Origin of the sequence: Sphaerothrix gracilis Ecp01 (assembly GCF_030405905.1) — a bacterium.
Classification (GTDB): Bacteria; Cyanobacteriota; Cyanobacteriia; order Phormidesmidales; family Phormidesmidaceae; genus Sphaerothrix; species Sphaerothrix gracilis.
The window spans coordinates 125,150-141,604 of the sequence record NZ_JASATW010000002.1 but is presented as its reverse complement, the minus strand read 5'-3'; the positions used below and the strand labels follow the sequence as shown (position 1 = coordinate 141,604).

The window sequence follows — 16,455 nt, the reverse complement described above, 5'->3', positions numbered from 1 at the left end:
CCGTCTGGTAATTTAATCAATGAAATCTGCGATCGCTCAACTCAAAACTGCGCTGCAGCAGGCTATGGTGCAGGCTTTTGGCCCTGATTGGGCCAATACTGACCCCATTCTGGCCCCCACCAACAATCCTAAGTTTGGTGACTATCAGGCCAACGTCGCCATGTCTCTAGCCAAACCACTCAGGCAGAAGCCCAGAGCGATCGCCGAGCAGATTGTCGAGCACCTTGACGTTAGTAGCCTGTGTCAGCCGCCAGAAATTGCCGGGCCGGGGTTCATCAACCTGACGCTCAAGACAGACTATTTAGAAAATTTGCTGCTGCAGGTACAGGCCGATCCGCGACTGGGGGTTGCACCGGCTAAGCAGCCGCAGAAGGTGATTGTGGATTTTTCCAGTCCCAATATTGCCAAAGAAATGCACGTCGGCCACCTGCGCTCCACCATCATTGGCGACTCCATTGCCAGGGTGCTGGAATTTCAGGGCCATGACGTGCTGCGGCTGAACCACGTCGGGGACTGGGGTACCCAATTTGGCATGTTGATTACCCATCTGCGCCAGGTTTGCCCAGAAGCGATTACAGACTCAGGTGATATTGATCTAGGCGATCTGGTTGTTTTTTATCGAGAAGCCAAACAGCGCTTTGACAACGACGCTGACTTCAGAGAAACCTCTCGTCAAGCAGTCGTCGAGCTACAGGCAGGCGATCTGGAAGCGCGCAAAGCCTGGCAGATTCTCTGTGCCCAGTCGCGGCAGGAATTTCAGAAGATATACGATCGCCTCCAGATTGAAATCACCGAGCGAGGCGAGTCTTTCTACAATCCGCTGCTCGCCGATGTGGTCAAAGATTTAGCAGCCGCAGAGCTGCTGGAAACCGATCAGGGGGCTGAGGTCGTTTTTCTAGAGGGCTTTCAGAATAAGTCAGGGGAGCCACTGCCGCTGATTGTGCGTAAGTCAGACGGAGGCTATAACTACGCCACCACCGACTTAGCTGCCGTGCGCTATCGGATTCAGCAGGACGAAGCCGATCGGATTATCTATGTCACCGATATCGGGCAGGCCAATCACTTTGCTCAGATCTTTCAGGTGGCCCGTCGTGCGGGCTGGATTCCGGCAGAGGTGGAGCTGGTGCATGTGCCCTTCGGTCTGGTGCAGGGAGAAGATGGCAAAAAGTTTAAGACCCGCTCAGGGGAGACAGTGCGCCTCAAGGATCTGCTAGATGAGGCCGTGCGGCGATCGCAGGCTGATTTAGAGCAGCGCATTGCCGACGAAGCGCGGCAAGAGTCCGAAGCGTTTGTGCAAACGGTGTCTGAAACGGTAGGGATTGACGCCGTCAAGTACGCTGACCTCAGCCAGAACCGCACCAGCAACTACATTTTTAGCTATGACAAAATGCTGGCGCTGCAGGGCAACACCGCTCCCTATTTGCTCTATGCCTATGTGCGGGTGCAGGGCATCAGCCGCAAAGGAGGCATTGACTTCGACACCTTAGGCGAAGAGGCTCAGATTCATCTAGACGATGAAACGGAATTTGCGCTGGCTAAGCATCTGCTGCAGCTTGATGAGGTCTTGGCCGAAGTCGAACAGGAGCTAATGCCCAATCGCCTCTGCCAGTATCTATTTGAGCTGAGCCAGAAGTATAACCAGTTTTACGATCGCTGTTCTGTGCTGCAGGCCGATGAGCCGCAGCGCACTTCGCGGCTGATGCTGTGCGATCTGACCGCTAAAACGCTCAGGCTGGGACTCTCGCTGCTGGGCCTTCAGGTGCTAGAGCGCATGTAAAATGGCAGCCCCGCAAACCCTGATCCTGCTGCCGCAAAGCTTGGCAATCTGCCGTCTTGCTGCCACTGCTGCCATTCCAGACTGGGCTGTTAGCCAGTCTCTGCTGTCAGTTACGCGCACTGACGAAGAACTTTCGCTTGTCTGCGACGAGGCGCAAGTGCCCGAAGGCGTAGTCTGCGATCGCCCCTGGCAGGCTTTTCAAGTGGCTGGCCCGCTAGACTTTAGCCTAACGGGCATCCTGGCTTCGCTGCTGGTTCCTTTGGCCGAGGCTGAGATCAGCATCTTTGCCGTTTCAACTTACAACACGGACTATCTGCTAGTACGGCAGCGGCAAGTCAAAGCGGCGATCGCTATCCTGGGACAGAGACACCGAGTAATCCTGAATTCAGCAGAAGGGGCAGCCGAATAAAGCTGTTTTCAGTGGCGGCTAGCTTTCAGATTTACTCTGTCGGCTCGATCGCTTTGCGAACAAAGTTAGCAGACCGTAAATTGTTAAGAGATAGACAATGGCTAATACAGGAATGATGAAGGGGACAGCGCCGTAGTTCATGATGCGTGTGGTTAGAGCGAAAGGGAAATTTACATAGGAAAAAAGTTTGCACAAACATTTCAGGCATCAAATAAGCCCGGAGGCTTGTTAATCGCCCAAACAATCTATGCGCAGATATTTCGCAAAAGACTTTGCGATTTTTGGATTCAGACTTGCAGCAAGCGATTTGGCTTGCTACCAGCCGACTGAGAGTGGTCTAAACTCGCCCGTTTGCTTCTGACAAGATAGTCTGCAAAAGATTTTTCCTATCAGAAAACCAGCTCGTACAGTCTAATGACCGCTTAGCTGTAACATCTCGCAAGCAGCAGCGAGAGCACTCCGCCTCAAACCTTATGACCTCAACTCATAATGATTTATGAGCTAATAGATTATTAAGTTTTTCGGAAATCTTACGTATAGATTAGCATACATCTGCTAGGGATTGGCAAAATTATGAGTGAGCCTTAACAAAACTCAGAAGTCCTGTCAGAAAAGGGATCTCCTCGGTTTTGAGGGCAGCTATTGAGCCAATATTCAGGCGCGATCGCTTAATTTTTCTTAAAATAAAAAATTGCCGCAATTCAGCGCAGCCGTCCCCAACAGACGCACAGGGATCGCCAAACTCTGCCGTTGCCATTTCACATCCAGAGGGCTTAGCTTAGAATGAAGAAAGATAATGTAAAATTTCGTTAATAACTTGCCTGAGTCGGCTATCCATGACTTCAGCCATCTCTCTTTTTTCTCCTGTTGAAGCAGACTTGAGTTTGCTGTCGGAAAATCTTAAGCGTCTTGTGGGGGCGCGTCATCCTATTCTGCACGCCGCTGCCGATCACCTGTTTGGGGCTGGCGGCAAGCGCATTCGCCCAGCAGTGGTGCTGCTTTTGTCTCGCGCTACCCTGTCAGATCATTCTCTAACCGCCAAGCATCGACGACTGGCAGAGATTACCGAAATGATCCACACCGCCAGCCTGGTACATGACGATGTGGTTGATGAGTCAGAAATGCGGCGAGGCGTGCCGACTGTTCACAGCAGTTTTGGCAATCGAATTGCGGTTTTAGCCGGCGACTTTCTTTTTGCTCAGTCTTCCTGGTACCTGGCCAACCTAGACAACTTAGAGGTAGTCAAGCTCCTTTCCCGCGTAATTATGGATCTGGCAGAAGGCGAAATTCAGCAGGGCTTGAATCGCTTTGATACCGAGCTGAGCATTGAGGCTTACTTGGAGAAGAGCTATTACAAAACCGCCTCGCTGATGGCCAACAGTGCCAAAGCGGCAGGCGTACTCAGCAATGTCTCTGATGACCTGCAAGAGCAGCTTTATGGCTACGGGCGCAATTTGGGACTGGCCTTTCAGATCGTAGATGACATTTTAGACTTTACTAGTTCAACTGAGACACTGGGAAAACCTGCCTGCTCCGATCTGCGCAGCGGCAATCTAACTGCGCCTGTGCTCTACGCTATGGAAGAGCAGCCAGCCCTGGCTCAGATCATTGAGCGCGAGTTTGCCGAAGTCGATGATTTTGACAAAGCTATTGCGACTATCCACGAAACGCAGGGAATTGAGCGATCGCGGGTGCTAGCTGCTAGGCACATCGAGCAGGCGAACATCTGTCTAGCCGGATTGGCGGCCTCTGAGTCGCGGCAGGCTCTTTTGGATATCGCCAACTATGTCCTCAGGCGACTGCACTAAAAATTGGCACCTGCATTAGCGCCGTTTTGCCTTGAGCTGTAATTCCGTGAGACGCAGCGAACTTGGCTCTGGTAGGCTAGGTTAAATTCTAAACAGAGGGTATCCGTGAGTGATTCCCAGGTTATTTGTTTAGGCGAAGCGTTAATTGATTGTTTAGCCGATCAGATTGGCGTCTCCCTGGCTGAGGTTCAATCTTGGACACCTTATCCCGGCGGCGCGCTGGCTAACGTTGCCTGCGCGCTGGCTAAATTGGGGACGGCGACTCAGTTTGTCGGCTGTGTGGGTACTGACAAATGGGGAGAGGCCCTGATAGCGATGCTGCAGAACTGTGGCGTTGACTGTGCTGACCTGCAGCAGCATCCTGAAGCCCCGACTCGCCAGGTTTATGTACTGCGCGATCGCCAGGGTAGCCCCACCTTTGCCGGATTTAGCCAACCCAATCCAGCTCAGTTTGCCGATGCCCAACTGGCTGTTGAGCCGCTGAGTCCTGATTTATTTAACTCGGCTCAGTTTTTAGTCACGGGCACGCTAGGACTGGCCTATGAACTGACCGGGGCAGCCATGCGGTGGGCGCTGCAGCAGGCCCAGGCTCACTCAGTTATGACCGTGGTTGATATTAACTGGCGACCCATGTTCTGGCCGCAGCCAGAAATCGCTCCGGCTACCCTGCGGGAAATTTTGCCAGGGATAGACTGGTTAAAACTCTCGGCAGACGAAGCCCACTGGCTGTTTGATACCCAGGATCCAACCGCGATCGCCCAGCAGCTCCCTACGCTGAAAGGGGTACTAATCACAGCGGGAGCAGCAGGCTGCTACTACTGGCTAGCAGGCCATGCCGATCGCTTTCCGGCTTTTGCCGTCGATAGTGAAGATGCGACAGGCGCTGGGGATGCTTTTCTAGCGGGTTTTCTCCACAAGCTAGGACAGGTCAGCCCCGCTCAGCTCAGCGATCCTGCGATTGCTCGCTCGGTAGTTGCCTATGCCAGCGCTGTCGGCGCCTTGACCACTACGCGAGCAGGGGCGATTGCGGCTCAGCCCTCAGCGCCGGAAGTTGAAGCTTTTCTCTATTTGCAGCAGTCTCAGGCCGGAGAGTGAGTTTGCCACGGAGCGAGAAAATCCGTCTTGCGACTCTGGGTGTTCTCCTCAAACTTCGTTAGAACAGAGAGAATCTGGTCTGTGGGGTATCCCCTGCTTTGCAGAAGTCACAGCCCTCTCCGCCAACAGACGCCCACTCACCCACCTGCTGCCATGAACACTCCGGCCACCCCTTTCCATCTGGATAGTTACCGCTGGCAGAATCGGCTGCTGCTCATATTTTCGCCAGCCTTCAGTACGCCCACCTATCAGCGGCAAAAAGCGCTGCTGGCTGACTGTACTCCAGGACTCCAGGAGCGAGATTTGCTTGTAGTTGAAATCTTTGTGACTGATGCTAGCACCTTCAACGGACAGCCCCTAAGCGCTAAAGATGCGGCTCGGCTCGGCGTACGGTTTGCGGTCGATCCGCAAGAGTTCGCAGTGCTGCTGATCGGCAAGGACGGTACGGTAAAGCGGCGCGATCGCCAGCCAATTCAGCCTGAGGATCTGTTCAGCACCATCGACGCCATGCCCCTGCGGCAGCATGAACTTTCCGCCCAAAACTGAGAACCTCTGACAGAAAGCGGTAAAATCACAAGCGCCTATCTAAAGCTGTGAATCCATGTCTGCCGGTATCGTTCATCTGACAGAGGCCCCACCGCACCAAACCCTGACAATTACGGTGCCGCCCGGTGGCTTAGCGCTTCAAGGTCGCATTCAAGTCCCCGGCGACAAATCTATTTCTCATCGGGCTTTGATGCTGGGGGCAATCGCCCAGGGCGAAACCCGGATCAAGGGACTGCTGCTGGGAGAAGATCCGCGCAGTACCGCCCGCTGCTTTCGGGCAATGGGGGCGCAGATTTCCGATTTGGAGGCAGAGTGGATCCAAGTTAAAGGCTTAGGCGTTGGCAATCTACAAGAGCCAGCCGAGGTTTTAGATGCCGGTAACTCTGGCACTACGCTGCGGCTAATGCTGGGGCTATTAGCCTCTCAGCCGGAGCGCTTTTTTGCCGTGACCGGGGATGACTCACTGCGATCGCGTCCCATGTCTCGCGTTGTCAAGCCTCTAAGCCAGATGGGCGCAAGGATTTGGGGGCGTAAGGGTGATTCGCTAGCGCCGTTGGCTGTTCAGGGCACCGTCCTCAGCCCGATTCACTACCGTTCCCCTATTGCCTCAGCCCAGGTCAAGTCCTGTATTCTATTGGCCGGGCTGATGGTAGACGGGGCAACCACTGTCAGCGAACCCAGTCTCTCCCGCGATCACAGCGAGCGAATGCTGCGAGCCTTTGGCGCTGACCTCAGTATTGACGCAGAGCACCACAGCGTCACGCTCCACGGCCCGGCCCAGCTCACGGGCCAAACCGTGATTGTCCCCGGTGATATTAGTTCAGCCGCCTTTTGGCTGGTAGCAGCGGCGATTATTCCTGGATCAGAGCTGGTGATTGAGAATGTTGGCGTCAATCCTACCCGCACCGGGGTTTTAGAGGCGCTGGCTCAGATGGATGCTGACATTACTCTGGAAAATGAACGTTTAGTGACAGGCGAGCCGGTAGCCGATTTGCGGGTGCGCTATCGACCGCTCAAGGGCTGCGTGTTAGCAGGGAGCCTAATTCCGCGTCTGATAGACGAAGTGCCGATTTTGGCGGTCGCCGCAGCGTTTGCTCAGGGGAGAACCACGATTCGCGATGCGGCAGAACTCCGGGTAAAAGAGAGCGATCGCTTAGCGGCAATGGCTGCTGAGCTGCAAAAATTGGGAGCCACCGTTAGCGAAAATCCTGACGGACTGGTGATTGAGGGGGGAGACTCCCTTCAAGGAAATCAGCTAGACAGCTATACTGACCATCGGATTGCTATGAGCTTAGCCATAGCGGCCCTTAGAGCCAAGGAGACTACAACCATTCAGCGTGCAGAAGCCGCCGCTATTTCGTATCCTGACTTTACTGAAACTTTGGCAAAGATTTGTCATCCAGCCTAATTTAATTCAGTATTATCAGGCAGCGGCTAGCTAAGATCTTACAAAGGGTGCTCAATTGATTTCTGTTCTCCGTACGGCTCATTAGCGACTGACCACGCTTGAAGCGCTGACAGATCTTTTCTACTAACAACAGAGATGAATTGCCCAAGTGTACACACACGTCTACTTCTTCGTCCCTAAACTTTTAGCTTTGCATCACTGCAGTGGAGGCTCCAGCATCTAATAGCATCCATGCAGAAAATTCTTGTTATCGAAAATGATGCTGCGGTTCGTGAAGAGTTGCAGCAACTGCTTGAAACTGAAGGATATGCTGTCACAGCGACTGTAGACGGCCACTCTGGTATTCAGCTCGCGTCAGAGCAGCGCCCTGATTTGATTATTTGCGCCACGACGCTCGGGGATATCACGGGCCATGATGTGCTGGTTCAGATGCAGCAGGATTCTGAGCTAGCGATCTTGCCGTTTATCTTGCTCAGCGATCGCACCGATGCTGCCTACCTGCGTAAAAGTATGGAACTTGGGGCGGATGACTGCCTGGTCAAACCCTTTTCTGACGCAGAACTCCTACCGGCGATCGCCGCTCGCCTGGACAAGCAAAATGCCATCACCGAGCGCTACGTCAATATTTTGCGGCACACTGCCGAACGCCTGAATCGGCTAGCTCACTACGACAGCCTCACCGATCTGCCTAACCACCGGCTGCTGTATCAGCGACTCTCGCAGTCTGTGCAAAAAGCGATTCAGCGCAATCAGCGGGTCGCTCTGATTTCGGTCAGCCTCGATCGCCTGCGGCAGGTCAACAACGTCATGGGCTACCCCGCCGGAGATACGTTGCTGCAGGCCACCGCCCAGCGGCTGACCGCCTGCTTGCCCAAAAGCGCCACCATTGCCCGCCTGACGGGTAATCAGTTTGCTGTTTTGCTGACGTCTTTTCGCAATCGTCAGGCCGTGGTAGAAGTTTCAGAAGAAATTATTGACTGTCTCTCACGGCCCTTTTCCCTGCCAGGACAGGAGGTATTTGTCACCACCAGCATCGGCATCGCCCTCTACCCGGAAGATACTCAGGATATCAACGTACTGCTGCGTCAGGCCGATGCGGCCCTAGACTGGGCCAAGCAGCAAAAGAGCCACTACTATCAGTTCTATCGTACAGATATGCCCGTGGTTTCCAATGACGAAATTGTGCTGGAGACCTGGCTACGCTATGCCTTAGAGCGCCAAGAGTTTGAGGTCTACTATCAGCCGCAGCAGCAGCTCAAGTCAGGTAAAATTACCGGCGCAGAAGCCCTAATCCGCTGGCGGCACCCAGAACAGGGCTATATTTCTCCGGCTCAGTTTATTCCCCTGGCTGAGGAAACAGGGCTGATTGTCCCCATTGGCGAGTGGATTTTGCGTACGGTCTGTCAGCAGGCCCGCGCCTGGCAGCACAAGGGACTGCCGCCTATCCGCGTTGCCGTCAACTTGTCTAGCGTTCAGTTCAATCAGCCCCATCTGACCCGCACAATTGCTCAAATCCTGACGGACACTGAGCTGAGTCCCGACTGCCTAGAACTAGAGCTAACTGAAACCGCGCTGATGCAGGATACCGAAACAGCGGTAAGAGTTTTGCAAGAGCTTAAAGCGATTGGTCTTTGTATTGCCATCGACGACTTTGGTACTGGCTATTCTTCGCTGAGCTACCTGAAGCAGTTGCCCATTGACATGCTCAAAATTGACAACTGCTTTGTGCGAGGCGTTACGGCAGATGCCAAAAACATCGCTATTCTAACTGCGGTGATTCAGATGGCGCACAATTTACAGCTAAGCGTGATCGCCGAGGGAGTCGAAACACCCCACGAGCTAGACTTCTTGATCGCTAACGACTGCGACATGGTGCAGGGCCACTTTGTCAGTCCACCCCTGTCAGAACCGGACATGCAAAATCTGCTGCGATCGCAATAGCGCCGTGTTCACGACCAGGTTATTGAAGCGACAGACTATTGGCCGGGCAGTTGGTGATTTAGGCCACCGGGGCATACTCTAGAAGAGGCTTGAACGTCCTGTGCAAAGCCGTTTTAACCCATGTGGCAAAAGCTCAGAAATCTCTATTCCAGTATCAGTACCTACCCTGAACTCAGCCCAGATTTACAACTGCGGCAGCAGGTCAAGCAAGCCTTGCGATCGCGGGAGCGACTCAGCTTGGAAATGTGGTTTAGCAGCTATTGGCAGGGTAGCGAGAACAACTCCCAGGCGTTTTCCTCAGACTTAATTGACTTTGTCTATACCCATCTGCAGGACTATTCAGGCTTAGAAACCGGGCGACTGCGCCCCGGCGATCGCCTAGTTGAGGATCTACAATTTCCCGCTATCTGCTGGTTTGACTGGGCGATGACCCTCTGTGATGACTTCTGCGCTACCTTCGGCGTCGATATCAGTGACGGCTTTGATGAAACCCAGATTCACACCCTGGCAGATTTGGTCAGCTGCCTGCATCAGGGCTTACACCTGCAGGAACCAATCTCCTCCTAGCTCTGTAACGGAGTCTTTCAGTCCTCACCCATCAGCGCTAAAGTAGAAAAACACGGTTTGGCCGAGCCATTTTCCTTCCCCTACTTTTGTCGGACACCTGCAGAGGATACCTATGCCCAGGAGCCAGCGCAACGATAACTTCATTGACAAGTCTTTTACCGTCATGGCGGATCTGATCCTGAAGCTGATGCCGACCAAGCAGAGCGCCAAGGAAGCATTTGCCTACTACCGCGATGGCATGTCAGCTCAGGCGGACGGCGAATACGCTGAAGCTATGCAGAACTACGATGAAGCCCTGAAGCTGGAAGAAAATCCTTACGATCGCAGCTTCATTCTCTATAACATGGGGCTGATTCATGCCAGCAACGGCGAACATGACAAAGCCCTGGAACGCTACCAGGCAGCTCTAGAGCTGAATCCCAGACTACCTCAGGCGCTCAACAACATGGCCGTTATCCATCACTATCGCGGCGAACAGGCTGAGGCCGAAGGCGATACGCAAAACGCCAATGAGCAGTACGATCAGGCAGCAGCCTATTGGCTAGAAGCCATCACCATTGCTCCTAATAACTACATCGAAGCCCAAAACTGGTTGAAAAATACTGGCCGGATGAAGGCCGACGTTTTCTACTAATCCGCGCCGGGTACTTCTCTAAGGCGATCGCCCTGGAGGACTATCAACCCTATCTGTCAAAACGTTAGATTTACAGCTCCATGATTGACTTAGATCAGGTTCGCAAAGTCGCTAACTTAGCGCGTTTAGAACTCTCGGCTGAGGAAGAGCAGCAGTTTACCGGCCAGCTCAACGATATTCTGGATTATTTCGAGCAGCTTAACGAGCTAGATACCGCAGCTGTAGAGCCGACTACCCGCGCCATCGAGGTGAGCAATATTACGCGGGGCGATCAGCTACAGTCATTTGCCGAGCGGGAAGACCTGCTCAGCCGCGCTCCAGAGCGGGAAGAGAGCTTCTTCAAGGTGCCGAAAATCTTAGGAGAGGCGGACTAATTTCGGTTATTCAGCCCACTGCAGTGGCAGTTCAACTGTAAAGGTTGTTCCTTGATCTGGGACGGACTGCACCGCGATCTGCCCCTGTAGAAGTTCAACCACCTGAGCCACAATCGCTAGCCCCAGTCCTGTGCTATCGGGCAGCCTCAGGGCATACTCACCCCGATAATATGGCTCAAAGATGCGGCCTTGTTCTGCGGCAGCAATGCCAATGCCCGTATCGGTCACCGTCACCAAGATCTGCTCTTCACGGCGCTGCTGGCAGGTGACAGTGACGCCACCGGACTCTGTGTAGCGAATGGCATTGCTGACCAAGTTGGTCAATAGCTGCTGAAACCGCAAGGCATCAATCCAGACGGCCTGCTCTGGAAAAAGATTGTTCACCTGCAACTCCAGATTTTTGCGCTGGGCCAGAGGTTCTAGCGCCGCGATCACCTCATGCAGCAGCAGGGCAATGCTGTTAGGCGCCGGGTTGAGCTTCAGCTTACCTGAGCGATAGCGCGTCAGTTCTAAAGCATCGTTAATGATGTGCAACAGCCGCCGCGCATTGCTGACTACCTGCTCAATGCTTCTTAGGTTTTGGGGGGAATCGCTGGCCTGCTCGCTTTGGCGCTGCTGTCGGAGAAACAGATCTGAGAAGCCAATAATTGCAGTCAGCGGACTTTTCAAGTCGTGAGCTAGATGAACAATATCTTCCTGCTGAGAAGTGATCAGGCGATCGAGTTCCTGATTGGTCAGCAGCAGCTGGCCGCGAATATCATCTAGCTCCTGCAGGCGATTGTCGGCGTAGCACTTAAAGCACTGGCCGATCACAATGTCCAAGAGCAAATCAATTTTGCGAACACTAGAGAGAAGCTGAACTTGAGAGAGCTGCAGCAAATCAGCTTCGAGATGAGACAAAATCACCTGTCGCAGCAGGCGATATTCAGTGGCAACTTCATCGGCGTTAAATCCCTGCTGGGCGCGGTGATTGCCATGTTCAACGCCGGTTTCAGCAAGCTGATGCAGATCGGCTGCAGGCTGATCCAAGCACTGAGCCATTGTCCGGAGCAAACCGGGCAGGCTGTCCAGCATGGACTTGCGGCTCAAATCATGGCTGCTTTGAATCGTTGCTTCTTGCTCGACCGATTTAATCCAGTCTTGAATAATCGGTTTGCTTTTATCTCGAAGCGCCTGACTAATGTTCATTCTCAATCCTGACCTGCTAAAAAGTCTGCGATCGCCTGAGTGAGCTGATCGACCTCAGTTTCCAGGCTGAGATAGTGAACGCAGGCTCGAACGCAGTGAGGATTTAACAGCGTCCGAACGAAAAAGCCCTGCTTTTCTAAGTGCTGTACGAGCTGAGTTTGCAGCTTCTGGTTGGGGGCGGCGGCTGAGCCGAGCTGAAAAGAAACCAGGCCGGACGGTGGCGGAGTCGCACAGAGGCGGTGAAGATTGGGCAGTTCTCCTAGCTGCTGCCACAGCCGCTGGCTAAGCTGACAAATTCGCTGATAGCGTTGCTCAGCCGTACCCCACTGGTTTTGAATAGCGATCGCCGTTTTGAGGCCAGCCATTAGCGGATAGTCTGAAGTCGCCACCTCGAAGCGCCGAGCGCCGGACTGCCAGCCAGCAGGATTAGCCGCGCCATCTACGGTAATGCCGCGCCAGCCAATAAAAGTGGGATGGAGAAAATCCAACAGCTCAGGCCGAACATATAGCCCACCGACGCCAGCAGGACCGCACCACCACTTATGGCCGGTGAAGGCGTAAAAATCAACTGGGAGTTCCGTCAGATTCAGAGGCAAAACGCCAACAGACTGAGCCGCATCTACCAAAACCCAAACCGGATCGGGCGTATGCTGATGGCAAAGAGCGACGATTTCTGAAAGAGGCAGCGATCGCCCAGTGTTCCAGAGAATATGGCTAATCACCAGCAGGCGCGTCCTATCCGTGAGGGACTGAGCCACATTGTCCAGCACCTCTGCCGGATCGGCCACAGACAGTACTGGGCATACGGCAACTTCCACCTGAAAGCGACGGCTAATCTCCTGAACTGCCGCAATCACGCCGGGATGTTCACAGTCGCTCAGCACAATGCGATCGCCCGCCTGCCAGGCGATCCCCCAAAGGGCAATATTGCAGCCCACCGTCACATTTTCAGTCAGCGCGATCGCTGGCGCTGCGGCCCCTAACTCGGTGGCTATGCTTTGCCGCGCAGTTGTCGTCGTTTCGTTGATCCAGTGGTTCACCTCCTGGGAAAAAGGTCCCTTCTGCTGGATCTGCTGGTGAGCTGCGTGGATAGCCTCTAAAGCCGCCTGAGCCATCGGGCCTTGTCCGCCGAAGTTGAAATAGCGCTTGTTCTGCAGCGCCGAAAACTGCTGGCGATGAATTTTAGTGATGGCAGGCCCAGGCAAAGCGGGAGAAGAAACTGACATAGGGTTGGGGGGAATTAAGAGCCTGTTATTTGCCTTTTCACTTTAACTTGTGTTCTGAAGCTGAATAATCCTGTGTGAGGAGGTAAGCATTTGGAAGCGAATGATGTATCGTTAGGGGAAGGGTGATTGTGGCAAGCTTAATCCTTTTCTCCTGCAATAGTGTTTATGCCCTCCCAATCAGACGTGCTTTCAACAGCCAATCTGCCCATCTGTTTTGATATAGAAAATTTTGTCTGCTAGTCATCCCCTGCCCTATTTTTCAGGAGCTGGGGGGAACATCTCGGCTCCACCGAGAAGGCTGCCCCGATATCTACAGACGCCTGCAGTCAATACTGGGACTCGTTCCCACTGGATTACCGACAATCGACTCTTTCAATATCACCGCTGCAGCCGCCGCGCCTTTCTTGACCTCCACGGCGATGCCAGCCGCCGCGATCCGGCTAGCGACTATCTGCTAAAGCTGAAGCAGGACAGCGCCGAACATCGTCAAAGTATTCTGCAAGACTACCAGCCCCTCTATGAACCCGTAGCCGCCAATCGATTAGAGCGAGCTGAAGCCACATATCAGCTCATGGAGCAGGGCGTCGATTACATCAGCCAAGGCGTTCTAATCTACGAGATTGAACCCAGCCTGCGGCTAATGAGCAGTCCTGATTTGCTGATTCGGCAACCGGGCAATGCTTATTTTGGTGACTGGCACTATGTGCCCGCCGATATCAAATTTGGCAAAAAGCCGAAGCTGGAATATCAGTTAATCGCCGCTTTTCACGCCTACATCTTGGCAGAAGTGCAAGGACGCTGGCCGGAAACCAGCCTGCTTATTTTGCGCAGCGGTAAAGCCTATGAAACTGACCTGCCCAAGCAGCTTCCCCGTATGGAAGAACTGCTGCAGGACTGTATTGAAACCCTGCATCAGTCTCAGGTACCCGACGTCTTTATCGCCCACAGCCGCTGCGATTTGTGCCCCTGGTTTAGCCACTGTCATCAGGAGGCAAAACAGCAAAAGCATCTGTCTCTAATTCCAGGGGTCACGCCAGCCCGCTATACCCATTTGCAAGCGGCTAATCTAACCACGCTGAGCACTCTGTCCCAGGCCCATCCCTCACGGCTAGCTTCCCTCCCTGGCTTTGGTGAGCAGGTGGCGGCCAAGCTGATTCATCAGGCTCAGGCAGTGCTAAACAATCAGGCGATCGCGCGCCTGTCTCCTCATAGCCCCTATGGATTTCCGCTAGCACCCACGGATCTACCCTGTGGCGATGTGGAGCTGTACTTTGACATTGAAGCCGCTCCAGACAAAAATTTGGTCTATCTGCATGGGGTGCTGGTGGTTGACCACCGCCAACAAAGCGAAACCTTCCACGCCCTGCTAGCGGAAGAACCCGCTCAGGAACAGTTGGCCTGGGAGCAGTTTAGAGCGCTGGTGCAGCAATATCCGGAAGCCCCAATTTATCATTTTTGTCCCTACGAAGCTCAGACGGTCAAACGTCTAGCAGAGGAATTCGGTGCCCCGTTTAGAGAAACCCAAGCCTTGCTGAGCCGCTTCGTGGACGTACACAAATGCTTCACGGATGCGGTGACGCTGCCGATCGAAAGCTATGCCCTCAAGCATATTGCCCGCTGGATTGGTTTTGACTGGCGGGATTCAGGCGCTAACGGTGCCCAGTCAATCTGCTGGTATGACGACTGGTTAACGACAGGCAATCGCGCCCACCTAGAGGCCATCTTGCGCTATAACGAGGATGACTGCCGGGCGACATACTACATCAAAACCTGGCTAGTCGAGTTTGCCCAGGCTTTCTGGACAGCCTAGCGAATTGCTGCTGCATCGCGGTGAAAAAAATGTTTGACAGAATGCAACCTCTGTCTGCACAATAGAGATCGCCTCGAATGGGGGCCTGTAGTTCAATTGGTTAGAGCACCGCCCTGTCACGGCGGAAGTTGCGGGTTCGAATCCCGTCAGGCCCGTTTAATTTAGCTTATTAACGTATGTCTGTTCGCGTTCGTATTGCGCCCAGTCCGACGGGCAATCTTCACATTGGGACGGCTAGAACCGCCGTTTTTAACTGGCTTTTTGCCCGTCATCAGGGCGGCCAGTTCATTTTGCGAGTCGAAGATACCGATCAGGAGCGATCGCGGCCTGAATTTACCCAAAACATTTTGGATGGACTGTCCTGGCTGGGGCTGAACTGGGACGAGGGACCGTTCTTTCAGTCTAAGCGGCTGGATTTGTATAGAGAGGCAATTCAAACCCTGCTCGATCAAGGGCTAGCCTACCGCGCCTATGACACCCCTGAAGAACTTGAAGCCATGCGCGAGGCCCAAAAAGCGAAAAGCCAAGCCCCCCGCTATGACAATCGTCACCGGGATCTAACTCCAGAGCAGCAGGCGGCCTATGAAGCTGAAGGGCGTCCGGCGGTTGTGCGTTTCAAGATAGACGATAGCCGGGTCATCCGCTGGAACGATTTGGTGCGGGGAACGATGACCTGGCAGGGCAGCGATTTGGGCGGCGATATGGTGATTGCCAGAGCCTCCTCTAGCCAAGCCATTGGTCAACCCTTGTATAATCTTGCGGTGGTGGTTGACGACGTGGATATGAAAATTACCCACGTGATTCGAGGTGAAGATCATATTGCCAACACCGCTAAGCAAATTTTGCTCTATGAGGCTCTAGGGGCAACCGTTCCAGAGTTTGCCCACACGCCCTTAATTTTGAATCAGGCTGGGGCCAAGCTGTCCAAGCGAGATGGCGTCACCTCCATCTCAGACTTTCAGCAGATGGGCTTTACTGCCGAGGCACTGGCTAACTACATGACCCTGCTGGGCTGGTCACCTCCGGACGCGGAGGAGCGCTTTACCCTGGCAGAGGCCGCCCAGAAATTCAGCTTTGATCGGGTTAATAAAGCGGGAGCCAAGTTTGACTGGGACAAGCTGGACTGGCTCAACAGCCAATACCTGCATGAAGTGCCGCCGGGAGCACTTCTAGACAAGATTGCTCCTTATTGGCAAGCGGCTGGCTATGCCTTTGACGACCAGGCAGATCGGGACTGGCTAGAGGCGATCGCGGCACTGATTGGCCCCAGTCTGACGCGCCTACCCGATGCGGTAGATTTAGGTCATTTTTACTTCAGCGAAACTCTCCCTTTCAGCGAAGCGGCCCAGAAGCAGCTCCAGCAAGATGGTGTGGCACCGCTGCTGCAAGCAGTTTTAGCGGCACTGCAAGCGAGCATGCCACTACAATCCGGCAGTGATGCTAAGAATCTGATCAATCAGGTCACTAAGGCGGAAGGCGTGAAGAAGGGACTGGTAATGCGATCGCTTAGAGCGGCCTTAATGGCCGATATGCAAGGGCCGGATCTAGTGGATTCCTGGCTGATTTTGCATCAGCGCGGGTTTGATCAGCCCCGCCTGCAGGCGGCGATTGATTTAGCAGCCTAGCGTCAACAGGTCGCTCAGAGTAGGACAGAACCTTTTATCCGCCAAGC

14 protein-coding genes and 1 tRNA gene are annotated in these 16,455 nt (G+C 53.8%); 13 read left to right on the top strand and 2 right to left on the bottom strand.

Features of this window, described 5'->3' with window-relative positions; genetic code table 11:
• Positions 1 to 19 precede the first annotated feature (19 nt).
• The 10 genes from argS to gatC all read left to right on the top strand — a co-directional run bounded on the left by argS (position 20) and on the right by gatC (position 10,559).
• Positions 20 to 1,777 carry an arginine--tRNA ligase gene (argS, locus tag QJQ48_RS02495; RefSeq protein WP_346289605.1) on the top strand — a complete coding sequence of 586 codons (1,758 nt, stop codon included), beginning with the start codon at positions 20 to 22 and terminating at the stop codon, positions 1,775 to 1,777.
• Between the two features lies 1 nt (position 1,778).
• Entirely contained in the window at positions 1,779 to 2,186 is a 408-nt protein-coding gene (locus QJQ48_RS02490) for an ACT domain-containing protein (RefSeq protein ID WP_346289604.1), read from the top strand.
• A gap of 836 nt (positions 2,187 to 3,022) precedes the next feature.
• Complete coding sequence (gene sds, locus QJQ48_RS02485; RefSeq protein WP_346289603.1) at positions 3,023 to 3,994, top strand: solanesyl diphosphate synthase; 972 nt, start codon at positions 3,023 to 3,025, stop codon at positions 3,992 to 3,994.
• 105 nt (positions 3,995 to 4,099) lie between these two features.
• Positions 4,100 to 5,089: a carbohydrate kinase family protein gene (locus QJQ48_RS02480; RefSeq protein WP_346289602.1), complete on the top strand. Its 990-nt coding sequence runs from the start codon at positions 4,100 to 4,102 to the stop codon at positions 5,087 to 5,089.
• Between the two features lie 153 nt (positions 5,090 to 5,242).
• Entirely contained in the window at positions 5,243 to 5,635 is a 393-nt protein-coding gene (locus tag QJQ48_RS02475) for a DUF4174 domain-containing protein (protein WP_346289601.1), read from the top strand.
• A gap of 55 nt (positions 5,636 to 5,690) precedes the next feature.
• Positions 5,691 to 7,043, top strand: coding sequence for a 3-phosphoshikimate 1-carboxyvinyltransferase (aroA, locus tag QJQ48_RS02470; protein ID WP_346289600.1), 1,353 nt, complete (start codon positions 5,691 to 5,693; stop codon positions 7,041 to 7,043).
• Between the two features lie 231 nt (positions 7,044 to 7,274).
• Positions 7,275 to 8,984 (top strand): putative bifunctional diguanylate cyclase/phosphodiesterase, encoded by a 1,710-nt coding sequence (locus QJQ48_RS02465; RefSeq protein ID WP_346289599.1) that lies wholly within the window; start codon positions 7,275 to 7,277, stop codon positions 8,982 to 8,984.
• Between the two features lie 120 nt (positions 8,985 to 9,104).
• On the top strand, positions 9,105 to 9,551 hold the full coding sequence (locus tag QJQ48_RS02460) for a hypothetical protein (RefSeq protein ID WP_346289598.1): 447 nt from the start codon (positions 9,105 to 9,107) through the stop codon (positions 9,549 to 9,551).
• Between the two features lie 112 nt (positions 9,552 to 9,663).
• Complete coding sequence (locus QJQ48_RS02455; RefSeq protein ID WP_346289597.1) at positions 9,664 to 10,185, top strand: photosystem I assembly protein Ycf3; 522 nt, start codon at positions 9,664 to 9,666, stop codon at positions 10,183 to 10,185.
• Between the two features lie 80 nt (positions 10,186 to 10,265).
• The gene (gene gatC, locus QJQ48_RS02450; protein WP_346289596.1) at positions 10,266 to 10,559 is read left to right on the top strand and encodes an Asp-tRNA(Asn)/Glu-tRNA(Gln) amidotransferase subunit GatC; all 294 of its coding nucleotides are present in this window, start codon (positions 10,266 to 10,268) and stop codon (positions 10,557 to 10,559) included.
• Between the two features lie 6 nt (positions 10,560 to 10,565).
• Here the strand turns inward: gatC and QJQ48_RS02445 are convergent, their stop codons facing one another.
• Entirely contained in the window at positions 10,566 to 11,747 is a 1,182-nt protein-coding gene (locus tag QJQ48_RS02445; RefSeq protein WP_346289595.1) for an ATP-binding protein, read from the bottom strand.
• Positions 11,748 to 11,749: 2 nt separating this feature from the next.
• Positions 11,750 to 12,973 carry an aminotransferase class V-fold PLP-dependent enzyme gene (locus tag QJQ48_RS02440; RefSeq protein WP_346289594.1) on the bottom strand — a complete coding sequence of 408 codons (1,224 nt, stop codon included), beginning with the start codon at positions 12,971 to 12,973 and terminating at the stop codon, positions 11,750 to 11,752.
• A gap of 229 nt (positions 12,974 to 13,202) precedes the next feature.
• On the opposite strand from QJQ48_RS02440, the gene QJQ48_RS02435 reads away from it, so the two are divergent.
• The 3 genes from QJQ48_RS02435 (at position 13,203) to gltX (ending at position 16,408) form a co-directional block, all read left to right on the top strand.
• The gene (locus QJQ48_RS02435; RefSeq protein ID WP_346289593.1) at positions 13,203 to 14,783 is read left to right on the top strand and encodes a TM0106 family RecB-like putative nuclease; all 1,581 of its coding nucleotides are present in this window, start codon (positions 13,203 to 13,205) and stop codon (positions 14,781 to 14,783) included.
• A gap of 81 nt (positions 14,784 to 14,864) precedes the next feature.
• Positions 14,865 to 14,938 (top strand) — tRNA-Asp (locus QJQ48_RS02430).
• A 21-nt stretch (positions 14,939 to 14,959) separates the two neighbouring features.
• On the top strand, positions 14,960 to 16,408 hold the full coding sequence (gene gltX / locus QJQ48_RS02425; RefSeq protein WP_346289592.1) for a glutamate--tRNA ligase: 1,449 nt from the start codon (positions 14,960 to 14,962) through the stop codon (positions 16,406 to 16,408).
• The last annotated feature ends 47 nt before the right edge of the window (positions 16,409 to 16,455 follow it).